The organism is Methylobacterium sp. WL12, assembly GCF_008039475.1.
In the GTDB taxonomy this organism is placed as follows: domain Bacteria; phylum Pseudomonadota; class Alphaproteobacteria; order Rhizobiales; family Beijerinckiaceae; genus Methylobacterium; species Methylobacterium cerastii.
Map to the genome: position 1 here is coordinate 44,028 of NZ_VRUW01000023.1, position 18,832 is coordinate 62,859.

Below are 18,832 nucleotides of genomic sequence, written 5' to 3' on the forward strand. Positions count from 1 at the left end.
CCGGCGGCTTTCGCATGAAACGGGACTCCGCATGATCTTCTCGGAAGCGCTGGGACGTCTGGAAGGGCTTGGCCGCTCGGCCGCCGCCCTCGTGCCGGGGCTCGTCATCGCGCTCGTCCTGTTCGGCGTCGGATTGCTGGTCGCACGCGGCGTCCGGGCCGCCGTTCGCAGGGCGGCGGAACTTCGGGAGGCCTCGCCCGGCTCGGCCGCGGTGCTCGGGCGCATCGCCGGCGGCATGACCATCCTGGTGTCGTTCCTGGTCGCGGCCTCGGTGGCTTTCCCCTCCGTCTCGGCCGCGGACCTGTTCAACCTCCTCGGCATTGGCGGCGTCGCCATCGGCTTCGCCTTCCGGGACGTGTTGCAGAACCTGCTGGCGGGCATCCTCATCCTGCTGACCCGCCCTTTCGTCATCGGCGACCAGATCCGCGCTGGTTCGCACGAGGGCACGGTCGAGGACGTCTGGGTTCGGGCGACGGTGCTGCGGACCTACGACAACCAGCGCATCCTGATCCCGAATGCGACGCTGTTCGTCGACAAGATCACGATCATGACTGCGCACGATACGCGCCGGCTCGCCTTCCCGCTCACCATCGGCAACGACGACGACATGAGGGAGGCCCGCCGCGTCATCGTCGAAGCCCTGCGCGGGACCGAAGGCGTGCTCGCCGACCCGCCACCGGAGGCGCTCGTGACCGGCCTCGGGGCGGCCGGCGTCGACATGTCGGCGCGGTTCTGGATCGACCCGCCACGGCGCCGCGACGCGGTGGATGCGTTCGATCATGCCATCTCGAACGTGAAGGACGCGCTCACCGCCGCCGGCATCGACCTTCCGTATCCCACGAGCCAGGTGCTGCTGCACGACCAGACCGAGGCGTCGGATGGCGACCGCACCCGGCAGCGCGAAGGCTGGCCCGCCGGCAAGAGCCCACCCCGCGCCCGCTGGGAAGTGCTCCGTGAGGCTCGTGCCGACTTCGAACGCGGAAAGCGCGAGGGCAGGGACTCCGAAGGGAAGGGAGACCCGGCATGAAGGCGCGCATCCAGGCCTGGATAGAGTGGCTAGGGGACCTATTCTGGCTCCGGCCGGCCCTGATCGTTCTCGGCTGCATCGCGCTGGCGCAACTCGGGATTTGGCTGGAGACGGCCCACATCGCCGGTTACGACGCCTCCTCGCCGAACCAGAACTGGGGCTATTCCGGTGGGGCCGAGGGGGCCCGGGCCCTACTCAGCGCGGTGGCGTCTTCGACCATCGGGGTCGCCGGAACGACCTTCTCCATCACCATCGCGGCCCTGACGCTGGCTTCAGGCCAGATGGGCCCGAGGCTCCTTCGCAACTTCACCCGCGACGCCCGCAACCAGATTGTCCTGGGCATCTTCCTCGGCACATTCGCCTACGCGCTGATGGTCCTGCGCACCGTGCGTACCGTGCAGGAGAGCCCGTTCGTCCCACATCTGGCGATCACCGGGGCGATGGTGCTGGCGCTGCTCTCGCTCGCCACCCTGGTCTGGTTCGTCCACCACATCGCCGCCAGCATCAACGTCGAGACGGTGGTCGACGCGGTCCATCGCGACCTCCTCTCCGCCGTCGAGGCGCGCACCCGCGACGGCGCAGGCATGACGCTCCCGGCCGTGCTACCGACCGGTGGTGGGGTCTCCACCGATGGCAGCGGTTACCTTCAAGCCGTCGACGAGGATGGGTTGGCTGGCTGGGCTCACGAGCACCGCGTCACCGTCGCCCTGCGGGTGCGACCGGGCGATTACGTGCCGAGCGGGTTTCCGGTCGCGTTCCTCTCCGCCGGGGTCGAGGGCGCGGAGCCGGCCATTCGCCGGGCACTGACGTTCGGGCGACGCCCCGCCGCCCTTCAGGACCTGGAATACTCGATCCGGCAGCTCGTCGAGATCGCGGTCCGGGCGCTCTCGCCGGGCATCAATGACCCGTTTACCGCCGGCAGCGTCGTCGACCACCTCGGCGACGCCCTGAGCCGCGTGGCGTCGCGGCATCTGCCGACCGGAGCGGTCGCGCGCGAAGGCGAGGTCGTGGTCGTCGTGCCGGTGACCGACTACGACGGCCTGTGCGATTCGATGTTCCACATGATCCGCCAGAACGCCGCCGGCTCGGTGCATGTGCTCGCCCGGATGCTCGACGTGCTCACCCGCATCGCCGAGGTTGAGCGGCTGACGAACCGGACCGCAGAGCTCGCCCGCCATGCGGATCTCGTCATCGCCGCGGCCAGACGTGACGTCGCCGATCCGCACGACCTTTCCGATCTGGAGGCACGGCATGTCCGCTTCGTGAAGATGCGCGAAGGCCACCAGCCCGCGTGAGGGCGCACGACATTCTCCGGTGCCACATCTTGGTTTCCAATCCATCGAAGGACGACCGAATGACCCGCTTCGCCCTCTCACTCCTCGTCGCGGCATTTCCCACGCTGGCGATTGCCGCACCCGTCGCCGAGCCACCCAAGGATGACGGCGTCCGGACCGGTGGGATGGGCGTCGGGACCCGCCCCACCGGTGAGGTCACGCGACCGGGCACGGACATGACGACCGCAGGGTCGGGCGCCGGGGAAGGGAAGCCTGGCGCCAAGGCCGGGGCGGTCGGATCGACCGGCGAGGGAGCCGCCAAGCCACGCTGATCGGCTGCGGCCGTTGGCCCGCGTGCAGTCGCATCGTCGCCGGCCACGGACATCCGTCGTCTTCTACCCTTCATGTCGGCGTGCGAGGAATCATGAGCGGAACCGCGGTCCGGATTGCCCGGCATGCCGCACGCGAGGCTTCGGCGGACCAGGTCAGCTTCGTGGCCTCGGGGGTCGCCTTCCGGGTCGCGTTGGCGGTATTCCCTGCAGTGGCACTGGTGGTCTGGCTAGGAAGCCGGTTGCTCGGCGCGGACGAGGTCCGCAACTTCCTTCAGGGCGCGATGCAGGCCGTGCCGGACAGCACGCGCGAGATCGTGCAGCAAGCCGTGGGCGCCTCGATGGCGAAGAATCCGGCGGATCGCGGAAGCGACCTCCTCGGCCCGGCCGCACCGCTTCTCGGCCTGGCCTTCACCCTGTGGAGCGCCAACAGCGGCATGCGTGCGCTGTTCAAGGCCCTCAACCTGATCTTCGACGAGGAGGAAGGCCGCGGCTGGCTGCGCTTCACCATCGTCACCCTGCTGTGCACGTTGGGGACCCTGGTCGTTCTGGTCTGCGCGATGACGCTGGCGGTCCTCGTGCCCCACGTGCTGCCGCAGGAGGGCCTCTACGCCGCGTTCTCTCCCCTGCGTTGGCCGGTCCTCTTCGCGGTGCTCGCGCTGGCGCTGGCGACGCTGTACCGGCTCGCCCCCTCGAACGGGCGCGAGGGGTGGCCGTTCGTCACCGTCGGGGGCGCCGTCGCCGCGCTCCTGCTGCTGCTGACCTGCGGCCTGTTCTCTTGGTTCACGGGCCGGTTCGCCAGCTTCGCCGTGACCTACGGCTCCCTCAGCACGGTCGTGGCCTTCCTGCTCTGGCTGTGGCTGTCATTCGTCATCGTGCTGTGCGGGGCGGAACTCGACGCGGCCATCGGCAGCGAGACCAGCCTCTACGGAGGCGGGTCAGTCGATGACCGGTCCGCGAACGATCCGGATCGACAGGGGTAATCGAACTTCGCCGACGCCTCGGCCCTAACGTGATCGGCCAACCGGCCGGGCCATGCCGATCCCGTAGGTCGCCGGCACGTACGGACAGATCGCGTTCCACTCGCGTGACCCGATGGTCGCCACGGCGGCCGTCCCTTCGGTCGACCGAGCTATCCCGACGCGGTCCATCGCCCTGCCTGAACATGCGCCGGGCGGGCGCCGTGTCCCTTCCCTTGGTCGCGTTCATAGCCGCGACAGCACCGATGAGCTCAGTGCCGGTAGATTAGGTCGTGCGCGCAGCAATGGTCGAGGTAGGCCGCCTCGTGACGCCCCGACATCGCCACAACGGACTTCCAGAGCCAATCCGGTGCGTCGATTTCCGCGGTGCCGCGTTGGCGCACCGTGCGCCGCCAATCCTTGCGCGCCTCCGCGTCCATCAGCCGGCCGTGGCTGTCGCCGACCACGTAGGCGAGATAGCCCGCCACGCCGAGCGCGGACTTCGAGGCGAACTGATCGACCTCGATCTTCAGGTCCTGGGGCAGCAACTCGCGGACGAACATGGGCCGATCCATGACCCGGCCGGTAGCCATGCGTTCGCCGAGGATCGGCGAGAGGGCCCGCGCACCCGCGACCACGCGCTTGGCCGGATCGTTGGGCATCGCCTCGGGCCGGGCTGCCGGTGCAATGGGAGCCTCGGCCTCCTTGATGTCGAACAGCGCGTAGCTCGGGGCTTTGCCGCCGTCCCGGATCTCGATGATGGCGGCATAGCGCAGCAGTTCGAGCGAGCTGCAGCCCTTCACCCAGTAGGCTGCGTCGACAACCTCGATCCGCGTCTCGGCTTCGCGACGGTGGAGCTTGAGCACTAGGTCGCGGATCGCCGGCTGGGCGAACAGCGCGACGACCGCCGTGCGCTCCTCCGCCGCCATCGGCCAGAACTTCTTGCCGGGCTCGATGGAAGGCGTCTTGTGCTTCAAGCGGTCCTTGGCGAGGTGCTTCCAGCTTCGGTCGAACGCGCAGCGCTGCGTCGCTTCGACGAGTTCCGGCGCCTTCGGGACCTCATCGCGGCGTCCCCGAGCGAGTGCCAGGGCATAGTTCCGAACGACCTCCTCGACCATGCGCGCGGTCACGGTTCCGGACAGGTCCGACGAGCGCGCGGCCGACGCAAGGGATAGGCACAGCCGGATCAGGTCGTGTCCCGGATGGCCGATCACGGATTGGTCAAAATCCCGGATCTGGACCGCGATGCTCCCATCCGATCCGGCGAGCGCGCCCAGGTTCTCGATGTGGCAGTCGCCGCAGATCCAGATCGGGGGCGTCTCAGGCAGGGCGAGGTCGGGCATCTGTCCGAGCCATTCGTAGAAATGCCGCGTGTTGCCACGAACGTAGCCGTGGGCGGTGCGCGCCATCTTGCGCAGTCGCCGGCGCTCCAAAGCAGCCTGGCGTTCACCGGGTTCGTAGATCCGATACTTGGACATGAATTAGCTCCAGCGGCCGGAGGCCGAACGGTTGGCGTTCCGCGAACGGGAATACGGTCGGTGACCATCGTTCCTCGATCAGTCAGGCCACTGCTCGATCCGGTGGCCCGGTCAAAATCCAAGTTTCTTTGGCGCAAAAGCGATGGGACCGGTCTCTCGACGTCACAGGGCCAAGCCAGTTCGCGACCATAATAGGTAGTAGGCGGCTACTATCAGCGCCGCGTAGGCGGGCGCCAGAAGAGCGCTAAGCTTCAGCAGGTCGGTCGAGGTCCAAGCTTGTCGCTCCCCGCCCTGGAAGACCAGAAGCGCCTTCGAGCTGATTGGCAGCGTCAGGCAGTAATCCATGCCGGCATTGGCCAGGAACGCGACCGCGACCGGGTTGAGGTGGAGCGCCTGCGCTAAGAGAAGTAGGGGAGGCAGGAGCGCAGCCACCCGCGCGGTGTGAGACACCATGTAAAGGTGGGCCGACATACCCAGCGCCGATAGGGCCAGCAGCACCACAAGGGTCGGGCTGTCATCGGTGATCCCACTCGTCGTCAAAGCCGAGCCTATCAGCCACTTGGCGGCGCCGGTCGAGATCAGGGCGCGCCCAAGCACAAGCGAAGCTGCGATGAACAGGATCAGAGACCAGTTCACCGCCTCGACGCCTTCGTCCCAGTCGAGCACGCCGACCACCGGCATCGTGAGCAGCACTGCGCCAGCGACCGCCACGGTAGCGATGCCGAACGGGTGGTATCCCTCGGTCAACCAGAGGCCCAGCATGGCCGCCACGACCACCCCCGTTCTCCACTCGGCGGCGGATAAGGGACCGGCCTCGGCCTCGACTCTAGCCACCCGCCGCTCCCGCGTCTCGCGATCGAGGAACAGGCGACCGATCACGAAGGCCGTAACCAGGCAAGCGAGTAGGCCGAACGGCAGTCCCCAGAGCATCCATTGCCCGAAGCCGATGGTCTTGTCGGACAGACGCTCCAGCAAATCGACCGCAACGAGGTGCGACCCGGCGCCGGTCAGGCTGCAGATCGTCGAGATGACGATGACGGAGGGGATCAGCAGGCCGACGGCGCGCGCAAGGCGCTCGTCGTCGTCGGCCTCGATCAGGCTGCGATACAGCGGCAGGAGGATCGCGGCGCGTCCGGAAGTCGACGGGATCAGGAACGCGAGCGGGACGATGCCGAAGGTCATGCGCCACATCAGGCCGCCGACTGTCGTGCCGCCTCCAGTGATCAGCGCCGTTAGCCGACCGGCGAGCCCGCTCTTCGCCACCGCAGCGCCCAGGACGAAGGTGCCAATCACGAGCCACACGACCTTCGAACCCAGCCCATCGATCAGCGCCTGTTGCTCGACGGCGCGCGTCGCGACGAGCGACAGGGCGGCGGCCACGGCGACGTAGGCGCCGTTCAGTTCGGTCAGGGTCCAGAAGATGGCGGCCCCGCCGAAGGCCAACAGCGCGGCCCTGGCCGGCCAATCGAGACTTTCCGGAAGGGACACGGCGACGCATAGCGCTGCGAGCGCGCAGGCGACCAGCAAGGTCCGCTTGGAGGACATCCTGATCATTCCCGACCGGCATCGATCTGGAGACGTCCAAGAGCGGCGCCGGCCAGGAAAGTCCGCATCATCTGCTCGGCGGTTCGCTCAAGCTGGCTTTCGACATCTCGCATCGCTTCCTGGAGCGACTGCGGACGTCCGATGGCGGAGAAGTAGGCGCATACGCCTTCCTCCAAGACCTCGCCGGACCGCTCGCCCAGGGTGCCGGCCAACACGATCACCGCCTTGCCTGCGGCCGCGCCGCGCCGGCCCATCTCCGCCGGGATCTTGCCGCGGGCGCTCTTGTAGTCGAGGCCACCCTCAGCGGTGACGATAAGGTCCGCCCAACCGACCGCCGCGTCGACGAACGGGAACAGGATCTCGAAGCGCGATGTCAGCCGGGCGCCGAGCAGGGCGTGGAGCCCGGCTCCCGCGCCCCCGGACGCGCCGCCCCCGGGCATGAGGCGGACATCGACGCCGCAGTCGCGCTCGACGACCTCGGCTAGGCGGTCGAGCGCCGCGCTCATGGCCTCGACGTCCTCATTGCTCGCCCCCTTCTGCGGGCCGTAGACGCGGGCGACGCCATGGGGGCCGGTCAGAACGTTCTCGATATTGCAGGCAACATCGACCCTGACTTGGGCGAGACGCAGGTCCCGGCCGCCGAGGTCGATGCGGTCGAGCTCGGCGAGACCAAGGCCGCCCTCTGGGATGTCCCGCCCGGTTCGGTCAAGAAGACGCACGCCAAGCGCGCGCGCTAGACCGGCGCCGCCGTCGTTAACCCCGGAATCCCCACACCCGACAATGACCCTCATTGCCCCGGCGTCGATTGCTGCCAGGATGAGTTCTCCGACGCCGCGGGTAGTCGTCCGCATCGGGTCGCGGCGGTCACGGGGCACATGGCTCAAACCTGCCGCGGCGGCGAGTTCGACGACGGCGGTTCCGCGGTGGAGACCTCCGAGCACGGCGAACGACGCGTCCATCGTTTCGCCGAGCGGCCCCGTGACACGTGTCGGCCGGAGTAAACCGCCCGTCATCCGGGCAAGCGTCACGGCAGTGCCCTCGCCACCGTCCGCAAGGGCCAGTTCGCGGATATCGACACCGTTCGATGCTCGACGAAGGCCAGTCGCTATCGAACTCGCAACATGCTCGGGGTCGAGGCATCCCTTGAAGCCGGAGGGAGCGACGAGAATGCGGATACTCATGACTTGAGTTCGGTCCTCGCACCGCATCATGCGTCCAACGAGGGACGGACCGAAAATGGGAAGGGCCCGCTACGGTGATCCGAAGCGAGCCCTGTGACGCCTTGCTTACAAGTCCGGCTAACCTCAGCAGCCATCGTCCTTGGTAGCCTGATCGCCGAGCTTTTGGTTGGCGCCAGCGTTGTTCATGGCGCCGACCGTGCCCGGCGAGGCCGGCTGCTGGCCGCCCGCGAGGTTCTTGCTAGAGGTGCCCACCCCGGCGCCCTGGTCGTTCTTCGCCTCGGAACCGGGCTTCTGCCCGACCATCTGGTTGGCGCCGGCGTTGTTCATCGCGCCGATGGTGCCGGGCGAGGCGGGCTGCTGGCCACCGGCCAGGTTCTGGCTCGACTTGTCGACGTCCGAGCTCTTCGGCATGACCTGCCCGGGAGTGGGGTCCTTGGCCTTGGTCGTGCCGGTGTTGCAGGGGGCGGCAAAGGCCGGCACCGCCAGGGCGAAGGTGGCCGCGGCGGCGATGGCGAACGATCTCATAAGCGTTTCCTCAAGTTTTTTGATTCTTGCAAACAAGACTGCGGGCGGCGTCAGGTTCCTGAACGAGGTGCGGCTCCCACCAGGCAAACGCGGCAACCGTACCGACCCAGCGACGCCGCGGATGCAGGCCGCACTATCGAAGGGTGAGCGCGTCCAGCCATCCGTGGGAGGCAGCGTAGCGGATGATCTCGGCGCGCGACCTCAATCCGAGCTTCTCGGCGGCCCGGGCCTTGTAGGTCTCAACCGACTTCACGCTGACGTCGATGCGCCGCGCGATCTCCTTGTTGCTGAGGCCCTGGGCGATGAGCCGCAGCGTCTCCGTCTCCCGTGGGCTGAGCGCCTCGCCGGTCTCGGCCGGCTTGGAGCCTGCCGCCGTCGCGGAACCGTCCCCAAGGGCGTGTCCGGCGACGGATGGGTCGAGGTAGACGCCGCCCGTCGCGACGGCATGGACCGCCCGTAGGAGGTCCTCGGCCGCCGAGCGTTTCAGGAGGTAGCCCCTGGCGCCGGCCTTCAGCAGCGGCTGGACGTAGGCGGCGTCCTCGTGGACCGTGAGTACCAGGACCTTGGTGCCTGGGCACTCGACGGTCACGCGCTCTGTCAGATCGAGCCCGTTGAGGCCGGGCATCGAGACGTCGAGGACGGCGACGTCGGGCCCGACGGAGCGGATCAGCGGCAGCGCCTCGCCGCCGTTCGTGGCCTCGCCGACCACGTCCACTCCGGGGTCGGCGTTGAGGAGCGACCGGATGCCGGCAAGGACGATGGGATGGTCGTCGGCGAGCACGACGCGGATGCGGCCCATGGTCAGGTCCTTCATGCGCAGGCGGCCTGCGGAACGGGAATGCGGATGAACAACGTCGTGCCGACGCTCGGGGAGGCTTCCAACGTGAGGGCGCCATCGAGGAGGGACAGGCGCTCGCGGATGCCGGACAGACCGAGGCGCGGCTTGGGCGGCGACCCGTCCGCAGGGGGCGGGGGAACCGCCTCCGGATCGAAGCCGACGCCGTCGTCCTCGATGATGACGCGCACCTCTTCCGGGCGGTGCTCGACCGAAACGCTCACGGTATCGGCCCGGGCGTGCTTCAGGACGTTGGTGAGCGCCTCCTGGACGATCCGATAGACCGCGCTCTCGGCGGCGGCGGGCAGGCGCACGGGCTCGCCGAGGAACTCCAGGTCCGCGCGGACGCCGTGACGCTGACCCCATTCGCGCAGCAGGGTGGCCAAGGCCTCGTGGAGGCCCAGGTCGTCGAGGGCTGTCGGGCGGAGGTCGACGGCGGCGCGGTGGATGTCGCGCCCAATCTCGCCGGCGAGGGTTTGCAACCAGCGTATCTGGCGGCCCGCTTCCGTCGAGGTATCGTCGGCTTCGAGAAGCCGCTCCAGCCCTTTCAGGCCGAGCGAGAGACCCGTCACGGTCTGTCCGACCTGATCGTGGAGTTCGCGCGCGATCCGGCGCTGCTCGTTCTCCTGCGCCTCGCCGAGCCGGCGCAGGAGTTCGAGGCGTTCCGCCTCGGCCCGCTTGCGCGGCTCGATGTCGGACACCACGCCGTAGACCAGACCGGCCGAGGCTGGGTCCTGCAGGCGGGGCGCACGGCCGGTCAGGCGGACCCAGCGCGGCTCTGGGGCCGAGCCATCGACGCGGAACTCCACGTCGAGCGCCCCGCCGTCCGCGAGGCTCCAGCGCAGGTCGTCGATGAGCCGGGCTCGGTCGTCCGGGTGCACCTTCCCGATCACCGTGCCGGCATCGGTCTCCATCTCGCCGTCCGTTGGGACGACGGTGCCCCAACCCAGGAGATGGGCGGCGCGCGGCGACCCGGTCACCTTGTATCGGACCGTGTCCCATCGCAGCGTGCCGAGCTCCGCGGCCTCGGTGGCGACGGCGCCCTGCTCCTCGCTCGACCTCAGCGCCAAGGCGAACCGGGCCCTTTCGCCGGCACGTCGTTGCGCCATGTCGCGCCCCACCAGCCCGACAAGCGCCAGGGCGAGGCCGATGCTCAACACGCTGCCGCCGCCCAGGACGAGGTACGAGCGAAGGACGGGAGCGTTCAACGTCGCAGCCGGCATCCCGAAGTGCACCGACCAGCCGCCGGTTTCCTTCAGCGTGCGATAGACGACTTCGACGTTCGAGCCCTCCAGGGTGGAACCCGTGTAGAACCCGTTCGGGGCGTGCCGGATCGCCGCTCGGAGGGCGGCGTCGGCCGGCTGCCCCAGTTCCTCGGCCTCGGCTTGGGTGCGGGCGATGGTGTTTCCGTCGGCGTCGACGATGGTACCGACCCAGCCTTCCGGAGCGCCCGCGTCCCTTAGGATCGAGCTGACCGCGTCGTTGGCGAGACCGACGGAGAGGACATAGTGGAGCTCGCCGTCCCGAATGACCGGTACCCGGAGGGCGACTAGGCGCTTGCCGGAGATCGGTCCGACCGGGCCGATGCCGCCGACCACGGGCCGGCGCGTCCTGACGACGGCGTCGAAGCTGCGTCGGTCCGCGGTCGGTCCGAGCTCGTCGTCGAGAGTGCGGAGCAGGTTGACGATCTGGACGCCATCGGGCCTCGCGAGCTCGACGGTCTCCCATAGGGGGCGCGCCCGCTTTAGCCGCACGGCCTCGGCGTAGAAGGCCGCGAGGTCCGGCTTGTCGAGGGTGGCGGATGCGGCCTCGGCTTCGAGGACGGCGATCTGTGCCGCGATGTCGGAGGCGACCCGTTCGGCGACGCGGGTCGCGCTGGCCACGGCCGCGCCGCGGGTCAGGTCGCGCTGCTGCTGGGCCATGAGGGTGGCGACCCAGCCGCTAAGAAGCAGCACGGGGATGGCCGCCGCAAGGGCGAGCGCGACGAATGTGCGACCGTTCCCGCGGCTCCGTCGAGGCCGGCGGGTGCGTTCGGCGGCTTCTTCCCGGGTGGTCATGCGGCAGGCACTTCGACCGGTCCGTCGTATTTAAAGCTCTCGGACGGAAGGCTCTCCATGTCGTTAGCGCTTTCCGTCCCCGTCGCCGAGATGCGGGCTTTCGCGGACGCGGGTCTCAAGAAGACCTGTCGGTCGGAGGGGTAATGGTGGACGAAGGTGGAGGGTTCGACATGGAACGGATCTCCAGCAGGCGGCGCCCGGATGCGATGACCTGCAGGCTCTGACGGTCGCCCCCGGCCTCGATCACGAACCGCTCCAGGTCCCGAAGGCGTCCGACAAGGTTCGGCGGGACGGCGTCCCCCTCGGCGAGCCCTGCCTCGACCAAGGCCGTCACCACCCGTTCCAAGCGTCCGAGGCTTCGGCTCCGGAGCGATGGCGCACGTTTACCCCCATGGTTCGGTGCCTGGGTACTCAGGCGAAAGCCGATGCATGGCTCGGGGCCCCAGCGGCGTCCCGTGCCATGGCGACGCTTCGGATCGCCACGGCCGGATGGGGAACCCTCGTGCCGGGGTTCCACGCCGATCCGTCGAAACCCTCGAACCACGCCCGCCGCTCGCGCGAATCCGCGGGATAGGGACAGGCATCCCTCGGTCGGCCGGTGGTTCGGGCCCTAGATCCCTGTCGAATGACTTCCATGATCATCGGCGCCTGACCTTTCGCTGTTCCGAAGCGTATTCGACGCCGTCGAGTTGCGCCCGGATCGCTTCGACCGACAAGCTTTTCCAGCCGCTCCTACCGGTCTCACCGACGCGTGTCGGGGCAATCCCGACAGGCCGGGCAGCGGAATGCGCTTGACCGTGGCGAAGGGGCGGCACCGCTCCCCCGGAAGGGAGAAACACGAGCCACGAGCCGAGGGCCGCGTCCACTGACGGGCCCTCGATTCGTCAGAACCTCTCGCCCACGCGACTCAGTAGCCGCAGTACGGTTGACCGTATCCGTATCCGGCCGGGGCATAGCCGTAGCGTACCGGGGCATAGCCGTATCCGTAGGGTCGACCGTAGCCGCCGTAGTAAGCCGGCCTGATGGCCGCGGCGGCCAGCCCGGGACCGAGTCCGGCAGCGATGCCGATCCCGTTGTAGCCGCGACGGTAGCCGTACCGTCCGTAGTGACGTCCGAACCCATGACGGGGATGGCCGAAGCCACGGTAGCCACCGAACTCGTAGCGATGAGAGCGGAAGCCGAAGCCGCGGTGGCCGTGATGTCCCCGGAAGCCACCGAAGGCGCCGTGATGACCGTGAAACCCGTGTCCCCGGCCGAAGGGCCGCGCCTCGCTCGACGGGGCGAACATGACGAGGCTCGATACCGCCGCGAGGGCGAGGGTAATGCGTTTCATGGAGCTGCTCCCAGATGACCATTGATGGCCGCGCGACATGAGGAAAGGTTCGACCGACATCCGGCCAGGGCGAGCGCGCCTGGACGGATCTGGTGCCACCTCACCGGCTCGGAACGTCATCTGGGTCGCCGAGCGCCACCTTTCAGTCAGAGAAGCCCGCAGCCCCGTCGGGATAAACCTGACGCCCGCCTGGGCCGCCTCCAAGCGTGGCTTGCGTTCGACGCGGAGGCATCCGAGGTCGAGGGTGTGGGCCGGGCGCCTGGGCCGTCATTCCGCGATGGCGCGAGCCGATGCCTCCTCGGGCAAACAGCAGGGCGTGCGATGAGGGAAACGATGTATCGAACGGCGCGCCTGGTCCGCTCGCTACGGCGACGGCCTGGCATCGTCCCGCCACCGGGAGGTCCCGTCCACGGCAATGCGGGCGTGACAGTACGCTCCATTGAGGATTGGGCCCGGTACGGCGGAGGGATCTCCGGAACCGAGCTAGCCCCGGACCGACCCCGCAACCGATATCGGTTTAATGACGCGCCCACGTGAGCTGGGTTCGGATACCCCAAGTTCCTTGTCCAAAGGGCCCTCCGCATGCCGCAAGTGGCGACGCTGGCCGAGTGAGCTTCCCGATCCGGCCAACGACAACGCCGACGCCTCGGCGGGTGCCTTCCATGCGGTCGGCCTCGCCATCCTCGGTTGCGTCGTGATGCTCTTCCTTCTCGTCGCGCTGGTGACCTGACCGGGGACGCCGATCCACTCGGTTCAGGGATGGCCGGGTACAGATCCGCCCAAAGCCCCCTCATCATCCGGAGCCTGCCTTGCCACCTGCCTCGATCCATAAGCGAACTTGGAAGCAACTGGCATTCACCAGTCGGTCCGGTCGGACGCTGCGCACGTCCGACATCGTGTTGGGGGTGGTCGCGGTCGCGCTGCTCGCGGGCTTCTGCCTAATCATGGCCGCCGACGTCATCGACGGCGTGAGCACGGTCCCGGGCTGACCAGACCTTTGGCGGTGACCCTGTGCCTACGGGCAGGTGTGCCGGTCTCCGTCGTTGCCGAGATAGGTGCCGCTCGACGCATCATAGGACCGGAACCGGCGAGCGCATGCGGCAACGGCCTCAGAGCCCTGTGCCGCCTGGGCCTGTGAGTTGGCGATGGCGCCGCCGATGATGGCGCCTGCGGCCAGGCCCGCTACGCCAGCACCAACGGCAGCGCCGACGCCTGGTCCGCGACGGTAGCCGTAGCCGCGTCCATAACCACGACGGTAGCCGTAACCGCGTCGGAAGCCATGATGCCGGTGCCCGAAGCGCCGGAACTGCGCGTAGCCGGTCGGCAGGGTGCCGGCCGTCAGCGCCTCGACAGGCGTCGTCGCGGGGGCGGCGAAGGCGGGTTGTCCGAGCAGGGACGCCGCGACTGCTGCGGCAAGGGTGAACGAGAGCTTCATCGTGACCAGGTTCCTGAATGGGCGCCGCATGCGAGCCAGCGCGGATGCGCGCGGTTGGACCGGCGAGGGAGACCGATGTCCGCAGCGGCCGAAGGTTCACAAACACCCTCTCGCCCCGGACGTTCCGGATATCCGGTCCCACGGTGGCCGGGCGCGCCGTCGATACGGCCGTGTCCCCAACGATGCGCCCCTTGACCTTCCAACCGTGGGAAGCCCCATCTTGTAGTCCAGAAGTTCCGCGCAATGCAGCTCGGGAAGCCGATTGCCGCCGTCGCGTTGTCAGGGTTCGGGCGACCCACCCTCCAGGCGCATTCCGAAAGGATTCCTCGATGCTCGACACCACCCGCAGGGCCACCGTCCATCGCATGGTGATGGAGAAGCACGTCTGCCCCTACGGACTGAAGACCAAGGACCTGCTCGAACGCGAGGGTTTCCAGGTCGATGACCATTGGCTGACGACGCGTGAGGAGACCGACCGCTTCAAGTCCGAGCACGGCGTGAAGACGACGCCGCAGACCTTCATCGCGGGCGAGCGCGTCGGCGGCTACGACGACCTGCGCCGACATCTCGGCAAGTCCGTCCCCGACCCGAAGGCCACCAGCTACACGCCCGTGGCGGCGGTCTTCGCGATGACGGCCTTGATGGCGCTGGCGGCGAGCCAGGCGGCCTTCGGGACGCCACTGACGGTGCGTGCAGGCGAGTGGTTCATAGCCTTCAGCATGTGCGTGCTCGCCATCCTCAAGCTGCAGGATGTGGAGAGCTTCTCGTCGATGTTCCTGGGCTACGACCTGCTCGCCCGGCGCTGGGTGCGATACGCCTACGCCTATCCGTTCTGCGAGGCGCTTGCGGGCATCCTGATGGCAGCGGGCGCTCTCTTTTGGCTGTCGATCCCGGTCGCGCTGTTCATCGGCACGGTCGGCGCGGTCTCGGTGTTCAAGGCGGTCTACGTCGACCGGCGCGAGATCAAGTGCGCCTGCGTCGGCGGCTCGGCCAGCGTGCCGCTCGGCTTCGTCTCGCTCACCGAGAACCTGATGATGGTCGGCATGGCCGTCTGGATGATGGTCCGGTCCTGACGGCCCCTGCGGTCAGGGCGCGATCCGGAACGGCTTGCTGGTCAGCTTCACCGCGTCCCCGTCTCGCAGGACGAACACGAGGCGGGTGTCGCCCTGGCGCTCGGGAACCTTCACCTCGACGTCCAGCGTGCCTTTGCCCGACGTACGGGCGGATTGCAGGACCTGGAAGGCCGTGTTGGGCGTCCCGACCCCGACCAGGAGCGGCTCGTCCTTCGGCAGGCCCGTGGCCGTCAGGGTCACGGTCGAGCCTGATGGGCCATGGTCCGGCGAGAGGGTCAGGCTCGGGGCTTCCGCACCATCGCCCAAGCCGATCCGCCGACCGAGCCGCTCCAACCGTCCCTTGAGGTCGGGGTTACGGTCGAGCAGGTCCTGGGCGGAGGCGCCGACCTGACCGGCGATGCGGCCTACGGCGTCGTTGGCCTCGCGCCCGATGTGGTTGAGGCGATCCGCGAGACCCTGGCCGGCCGCCGTCCGCAGGCGCAGGGTGGCGCCGACCTGCAGGTCGCCCGACCCGTCGATGGACGGATTAGCGGCCAGGAGGGCGCCTTCCGACACGTCGCAGCGGCTCGCGATCCGGCTTAAGGTATCGTCGGGCAGGATCTTCACGGGACCGTCCCCGCAGGTCGCCTCCTGCGCGTCGCCATGACCGGCAGCCAGCATGCCCGTCCCGATGATGAGGGACAGAGCGGTCAAGCGAGAAGTCCGACGTCGCATCCTGAACTCCCGACCCCTTCAGATGCCACCCGCAACGTGTCTAACGACTGGCCGTTCCGTCAATCCCGAGGGTGGCCGAGCGCAGGATGCACTAGGAATCCCCATGCGCGTCCAGGGGAAATTGGAGCGTCCATGACGCCGATCCCAACCTCCTGGATGGACGATCCCGTGTCGGCGCGATCCCACCGATGCGTCCGGGATTGAGCGGCACCGATGGGGCGTCCTTCGATCAGGACCCGATCATGTGGCCCAGGGGTTTAAGGGGCTCTACGCGGTCAGATACGATCTTCATCATCGCCAGCAGAGGCACCGCGAGCAAGGCCCCGGGGATGCCCCAGAGCATGTGCCAGAAGAAGACCGAGAGGATCACGAGGAAGGGGTTGAGCGTGAAGCGCTTGGCCAGGAGCAGAGGAGTGATCATCTCGCCTTCGGCGATATGGATCAGCAGGTAGAGACCGGCGGGCAGGAGCGCGAACAAAGGCCAGTCCAGACTGAGCACACCCACAACGAAGAAGATCACGATCCCGGCCAGGGGCCCGAGGATCGGGATGAAGTTGAGCAGGAAGGCCGTTGCGCCCCAGAGCAGCGGCGTGTCCAGTCCGCAGGCCCACATGGCGAACCCCGTCGCCACGCCGACACCGACGTTCATGATGGTGATGGTGACAAGGTAACCCGTGATGTTGGTCTCGATTTCCTGGACGATCTCTACGGCCTGACGCTTGCCGGAGAAGGTCGGCAGCACCTCGACGAACCCGCGCAACAGGCGGTCGCCCGAGGCGAGGAGGAAGAAGAGCAGGATCATCGTCGTGAAGAAGCGGGTCAGGAGGGTGGCGGTGCCGCTCATCAGGTTGCCCGCCAGCGTGGAGGCGGGCCTTGCGGTGACGACGTCGCCCGCGCCCTCCTGCCCGTTGGCCGCGGCGATGCTCTCCAGCGCCTGCAGGCCTTGCTGGAGGACATCCAGGGGCCGGCGTAGCGCTTCGACCTTCTCCTTCAGGAGCGGCAGGCTCTCGGGGGCACGCCGTATCCAGCCCGACGCGGGTATCGAGGCCGTGAAGCCGACGCCCCCAATGGCCCCGAACACCACCAGGATCAGCAGTGCCGCGGCAAGGGCCTTCGGCAGCCGGAAGCGCTTGTGCAGGACCCGCATGGCCGGCGCGAGCAGGAGCTTCAGGACGAGCGCGAGGACGATGGGCAGGATGAGCTCCTGACCGACGTAGAGAGTGTAGACGATCCCGAGGAGGCTCAGGACCAAGATGCCCGCGGAGCGGACACCGCGCGGGATGGCCTCGTTCGTGGCAACGGCCCGACGGGCCTCTTGGTCCCCGCGCTCGTCGATCCGGTCATCGGCAAGCGACGGCCGGACCGCGCCCTGTTCCCGCGTGAACGCCAAATCCTTCTCCTGAAAATCCTGCGCGGCGGCAACAGGGGGCGTGATGGAACGATCCGAGCCCGCGCCGGGGGATGTCCCGGAACTCCGCGTGCGACCTTTCGAGGGGGCGACGGTTCGGGTCGGGTTGGCCCCGATGGCGCTCGTTGGATTCCCCGCGCCCTAGGATTTTGACGGCTCGGGGAACGCTTGGGATCAGCCTTGCCCGCCGTCCCGGTAGGCGGCCCCACGCACGGCGTTGGATGCCTCACCGGACATCCGGCCAAGCACGGCCGAATTCGGGTCGTGCGAGCTACCGGCATCGGCCGATCCGGCGGTCCCGATCATCGCCTCAGCCCCCGTCGAGACGGCCCACTGCTCCGGTTCGGGCAAGTCGCCGGCTCGATGGGCCCCGACGGCCAGCATTCCGGCGCAGAGGGCGGTCGCGATCAGGAGCGTCGAAAGGAACTTCATGCCCGTCAACCGGCGGCCGAGCTACGCCGTTCCAGACGACCTCGGTACGTGCCCTCGCCGGGATGTTCAGGAGTGTGTCGCAGGCCTTGCGGAGGACCTGGGCGAGGCGCGGGAAGAGGGTCACCCCGCAGGTCATCACCACCGGTGAGGTGAGGCGCCCCGTACCGTGGAGCGTGACGTCGTCGTGGGTAAGGTCACCGATGCCCGACGTTCCGCGGGCTCGAACGTTTCCCCGCCCCGTCGCCGGTCCGCCGAGACCGGGATATTCGTCTTCGGCTTAGGCGAACGTTCCCGGTCTCTCGACCGTTGAGGCTTGCCTTGCGAGCCTCCCACGTTCGCGGACGTGGAGCCCGTGGATGCCCGCAATCGCCAGGACCGAGTTCGCGACGTCCGAGACCCCGCTGCCCTCCGATGAGGGGCATGGCCCAAGGGCGGGGTTCTGGGCGCTGACACTCGGCTCGGTCGGCGTGGTCTACGGCGATATCGGCACCAGTCCGCTCTACGCTCTGAAGGAGTCCCTCCATGCCGCCGGAGAGGGGCACGCGCCAACCCGCGAGATGATCTTCGGCGTCGTCTCGTTGATCCTGTGGGCGCTCATTCTCATCGTCACGCTGAAATACGTGCTCTTGGTGATGCGGGCCGACAACGACGGCGAGGGCGGCACGCCTTCCCTGGTCGCGCTGGCCCAGCGTGCCTTGGGCCATTCCGGCAGGTTCGTCATCGTGCTGGGCATGGTCGGCGTGTCGCTGTTCTTCGGCGACGCCATCATCACCCCGGCCATGTCGGTGCTCTCGGCAGTAGAGGGCCTGAAGCTGGTGACCCCGGCCACGGAACCGTACGTCCTGCCCATCAGCCTCGCCATCCTGATCGGCCTGTTCGCGCTCCAGAGCCACGGGACGGCGCGGGTGGCGACCTTCTTCGGACCCCTCACGGCGTTCTGGTTCATCGTCATGGCGCTTGGCGGCCTGGGCCACCTCGTCGACGACCCGAGCATTCTGGGTGCGCTTAACCCCGCCCACGGCGTATCGTTTATCCTGAGCCACGGCACGGCCGGCCTGCTGGCGCTCGGTGCCGTGTTCCTCGCTGTGACCGGCGCGGAGGTGTGTTTCGGCGTGCAACTTTGACCCCGTGAGGCGGGGGATCGGCGTCCAATTCTGACCCCCTAACCTCGTTCTCGCAGACTGCCCTCCGGTACGGCCGGAAGGGTGGTGTAGGGGGATGAAGGGC

At 68.3% G+C, this 18,832-nt stretch carries 20 protein-coding genes and 2 pseudogenes; 8 read left to right on the top strand and 14 right to left on the bottom strand.

Translation table 11 applies throughout. The features are described 5' to 3' along the window. The first annotated feature begins 31 nt into the window (after positions 1–31). The 4 genes from FV226_RS11365 to FV226_RS11380 all read left to right on the top strand — a co-directional run bounded on the left by FV226_RS11365 (position 32) and on the right by FV226_RS11380 (position 3,613). Positions 32–1,027: a mechanosensitive ion channel family protein gene (locus FV226_RS11365; protein WP_147762981.1), complete on the top strand. Its 996-nt coding sequence runs from the start codon at positions 32–34 to the stop codon at positions 1,025–1,027. Next, positions 1,024–2,322 (top strand): DUF2254 domain-containing protein, encoded by a 1,299-nt coding sequence (locus FV226_RS11370; RefSeq protein WP_147762982.1) that lies wholly within the window; start codon positions 1,024–1,026, stop codon positions 2,320–2,322. Before FV226_RS11365 ends, FV226_RS11370 begins: the two co-directional genes overlap by 4 nt. A 59-nt stretch (positions 2,323–2,381) precedes the next feature. Beyond that, a complete protein-coding gene (locus FV226_RS11375) occupies positions 2,382–2,633 on the top strand; it encodes a hypothetical protein (RefSeq protein WP_147762983.1) in 252 nt (83 codons plus the stop codon). Positions 2,634–2,725: 92 nt separating this feature from the next. Beyond that, complete coding sequence (locus tag FV226_RS11380) at positions 2,726–3,613, top strand: YihY/virulence factor BrkB family protein (protein ID WP_147762984.1); 888 nt, start codon at positions 2,726–2,728, stop codon at positions 3,611–3,613. 248 nt (positions 3,614–3,861) lie between these two features. On the opposite strand, the gene FV226_RS11385 is transcribed toward FV226_RS11380, so the two are convergent. The 9 genes from FV226_RS11385 to FV226_RS11425 form a co-directional block, all read right to left on the bottom strand. Then, positions 3,862–5,067 (bottom strand): DUF2252 family protein, encoded by a 1,206-nt coding sequence (locus FV226_RS11385; RefSeq protein WP_147762985.1) that lies wholly within the window; start codon positions 5,065–5,067, stop codon positions 3,862–3,864. Positions 5,068–5,229: 162 nt separating this feature from the next. Then, positions 5,230–6,612, bottom strand: a complete 1,383-nt coding sequence (locus FV226_RS11390; RefSeq protein WP_187278735.1) for an SLC13 family permease — start codon at positions 6,610–6,612, stop codon at positions 5,230–5,232. A 5-nt stretch (positions 6,613–6,617) separates the two neighbouring features. Next, entirely contained in the window at positions 6,618–7,793 is a 1,176-nt protein-coding gene (locus tag FV226_RS11395) for a glycerate kinase (protein ID WP_147762987.1), read from the bottom strand. Between the two features lie 123 nt (positions 7,794–7,916). Continuing rightward, positions 7,917–8,318, bottom strand: coding sequence for an exopolysaccharide production protein YjbE (locus tag FV226_RS11400; RefSeq protein WP_147762988.1), 402 nt, complete (start codon positions 8,316–8,318; stop codon positions 7,917–7,919). Between the two features lie 133 nt (positions 8,319–8,451). Continuing rightward, positions 8,452–9,117: a response regulator transcription factor gene (locus FV226_RS11405; RefSeq protein ID WP_147763010.1), complete on the bottom strand. Its 666-nt coding sequence runs from the start codon at positions 9,115–9,117 to the stop codon at positions 8,452–8,454. A gap of 11 nt (positions 9,118–9,128) precedes the next feature. After that, positions 9,129–11,210 (bottom strand): ATP-binding protein, encoded by a 2,082-nt coding sequence (locus tag FV226_RS11410; RefSeq protein ID WP_147762989.1) that lies wholly within the window; start codon positions 11,208–11,210, stop codon positions 9,129–9,131. Positions 11,211–11,325: 115 nt separating this feature from the next. Then, a complete protein-coding gene (locus tag FV226_RS11415) occupies positions 11,326–11,547 on the bottom strand; it encodes a hypothetical protein (protein ID WP_246691566.1) in 222 nt (73 codons plus the stop codon). 74 nt (positions 11,548–11,621) lie between these two features. Continuing rightward, complete coding sequence (locus FV226_RS29080) at positions 11,622–11,852, bottom strand: Rmf/CrpP family protein (RefSeq protein ID WP_147762991.1); 231 nt, start codon at positions 11,850–11,852, stop codon at positions 11,622–11,624. A 265-nt stretch (positions 11,853–12,117) separates the two neighbouring features. Further along, positions 12,118–12,543: a hypothetical protein gene (locus tag FV226_RS11425; protein ID WP_147762992.1), complete on the bottom strand. Its 426-nt coding sequence runs from the start codon at positions 12,541–12,543 to the stop codon at positions 12,118–12,120. Positions 12,544–13,105: 562 nt separating this feature from the next. Here FV226_RS11425 and FV226_RS11430 point away from each other — a divergent pair. After that, positions 13,106–13,273: a hypothetical protein gene (locus FV226_RS11430; protein WP_246691565.1), complete on the top strand. Its 168-nt coding sequence runs from the start codon at positions 13,106–13,108 to the stop codon at positions 13,271–13,273. Between the two features lie 79 nt (positions 13,274–13,352). Beyond that, positions 13,353–13,532: a hypothetical protein gene (locus FV226_RS11435; RefSeq protein WP_147762994.1), complete on the top strand. Its 180-nt coding sequence runs from the start codon at positions 13,353–13,355 to the stop codon at positions 13,530–13,532. Between the two features lie 26 nt (positions 13,533–13,558). Here FV226_RS11435 and FV226_RS11440 read toward each other — a convergent pair whose 3' ends face one another. After that, positions 13,559–13,978, bottom strand: a complete 420-nt coding sequence (locus tag FV226_RS11440) for a BA14K family protein (RefSeq protein WP_147762995.1) — start codon at positions 13,976–13,978, stop codon at positions 13,559–13,561. 329 nt (positions 13,979–14,307) lie between these two features. Between FV226_RS11440 and FV226_RS11445 the strand changes: the two genes are divergently transcribed. Further along, positions 14,308–15,051, top strand: a complete 744-nt coding sequence (locus FV226_RS11445) for a glutaredoxin (protein ID WP_147762996.1) — start codon at positions 14,308–14,310, stop codon at positions 15,049–15,051. 12 nt (positions 15,052–15,063) lie between these two features. Here the strand turns inward: FV226_RS11445 and FV226_RS11450 are convergent, their stop codons facing one another. The 4 genes and pseudogenes from FV226_RS11450 to FV226_RS28585 form a co-directional block, all read right to left on the bottom strand. Further along, a complete protein-coding gene (locus FV226_RS11450) occupies positions 15,064–15,744 on the bottom strand; it encodes a LysM domain-containing protein (protein WP_187278737.1) in 681 nt (226 codons plus the stop codon). A gap of 250 nt (positions 15,745–15,994) precedes the next feature. After that, positions 15,995–17,155: an AI-2E family transporter gene (locus FV226_RS11455; protein WP_147762998.1), complete on the bottom strand. Its 1,161-nt coding sequence runs from the start codon at positions 17,153–17,155 to the stop codon at positions 15,995–15,997. 192 nt (positions 17,156–17,347) lie between these two features. After that, a complete protein-coding gene (locus FV226_RS11460) occupies positions 17,348–17,605 on the bottom strand; it encodes a hypothetical protein (RefSeq protein ID WP_147762999.1) in 258 nt (85 codons plus the stop codon). Positions 17,606–17,696: 91 nt separating this feature from the next. Continuing rightward, positions 17,697–17,786, bottom strand: a pseudogene (locus FV226_RS28585) (ion transporter); the annotation flags it as partial. A gap of 175 nt (positions 17,787–17,961) precedes the next feature. Here FV226_RS28585 and FV226_RS11470 point away from each other — a divergent pair. Further along, a pseudogene (locus FV226_RS11470) lies at positions 17,962–18,705 on the top strand (KUP/HAK/KT family potassium transporter); the annotation flags it as partial. Between the last annotated feature and the right edge of the window lie 127 nt (positions 18,706–18,832).

Excerpts from the sequence above, each read along its gene's own strand:
- FV226_RS11365 (WP_147762981.1), top strand. The coding sequence starts at position 32 with ATGATCTTCTCGGAAGCGCTGGGACGTCTGGAAGGGCTTGGCCGCTCG.
- FV226_RS11370 (WP_147762982.1), top strand. The coding sequence starts at position 1,024 with ATGAAGGCGCGCATCCAGGCCTGGATAGAGTGGCTAGGGGACCTATTC.
- FV226_RS11375 (WP_147762983.1), top strand. The coding sequence starts at position 2,382 with ATGACCCGCTTCGCCCTCTCACTCCTCGTCGCGGCATTTCCCACGCTG.
- FV226_RS11380 (WP_147762984.1), top strand. The coding sequence starts at position 2,726 with ATGAGCGGAACCGCGGTCCGGATTGCCCGGCATGCCGCACGCGAGGCT.
- FV226_RS11385 (WP_147762985.1), bottom strand. The coding sequence starts at position 5,067 with ATGTCCAAGTATCGGATCTACGAACCCGGTGAACGCCAGGCTGCTTTG.
- FV226_RS11390 (WP_187278735.1), bottom strand. The coding sequence starts at position 6,612 with ATGTCCTCCAAGCGGACCTTGCTGGTCGCCTGCGCGCTCGCAGCGCTA.
- FV226_RS11395 (WP_147762987.1), bottom strand. The coding sequence starts at position 7,793 with ATGAGTATCCGCATTCTCGTCGCTCCCTCCGGCTTCAAGGGATGCCTC.
- FV226_RS11400 (WP_147762988.1), bottom strand. The coding sequence starts at position 8,318 with ATGAGATCGTTCGCCATCGCCGCCGCGGCCACCTTCGCCCTGGCGGTG.
- FV226_RS11405 (WP_147763010.1), bottom strand. The coding sequence starts at position 9,117 with ATGGGCCGCATCCGCGTCGTGCTCGCCGACGACCATCCCATCGTCCTT.
- FV226_RS11410 (WP_147762989.1), bottom strand. The coding sequence starts at position 11,210 with ATGACCACCCGGGAAGAAGCCGCCGAACGCACCCGCCGGCCTCGACGG.
- FV226_RS29080 (WP_147762991.1), bottom strand. The coding sequence starts at position 11,852 with ATGATCATGGAAGTCATTCGACAGGGATCTAGGGCCCGAACCACCGGC.
- FV226_RS11425 (WP_147762992.1), bottom strand. The coding sequence starts at position 12,543 with ATGAAACGCATTACCCTCGCCCTCGCGGCGGTATCGAGCCTCGTCATG.
- FV226_RS11440 (WP_147762995.1), bottom strand. The coding sequence starts at position 13,978 with ATGAAGCTCTCGTTCACCCTTGCCGCAGCAGTCGCGGCGTCCCTGCTC.
- FV226_RS11445 (WP_147762996.1), top strand. The coding sequence starts at position 14,308 with ATGCTCGACACCACCCGCAGGGCCACCGTCCATCGCATGGTGATGGAG.
- FV226_RS11460 (WP_147762999.1), bottom strand. The coding sequence starts at position 17,605 with ATGAAGTTCCTTTCGACGCTCCTGATCGCGACCGCCCTCTGCGCCGGA.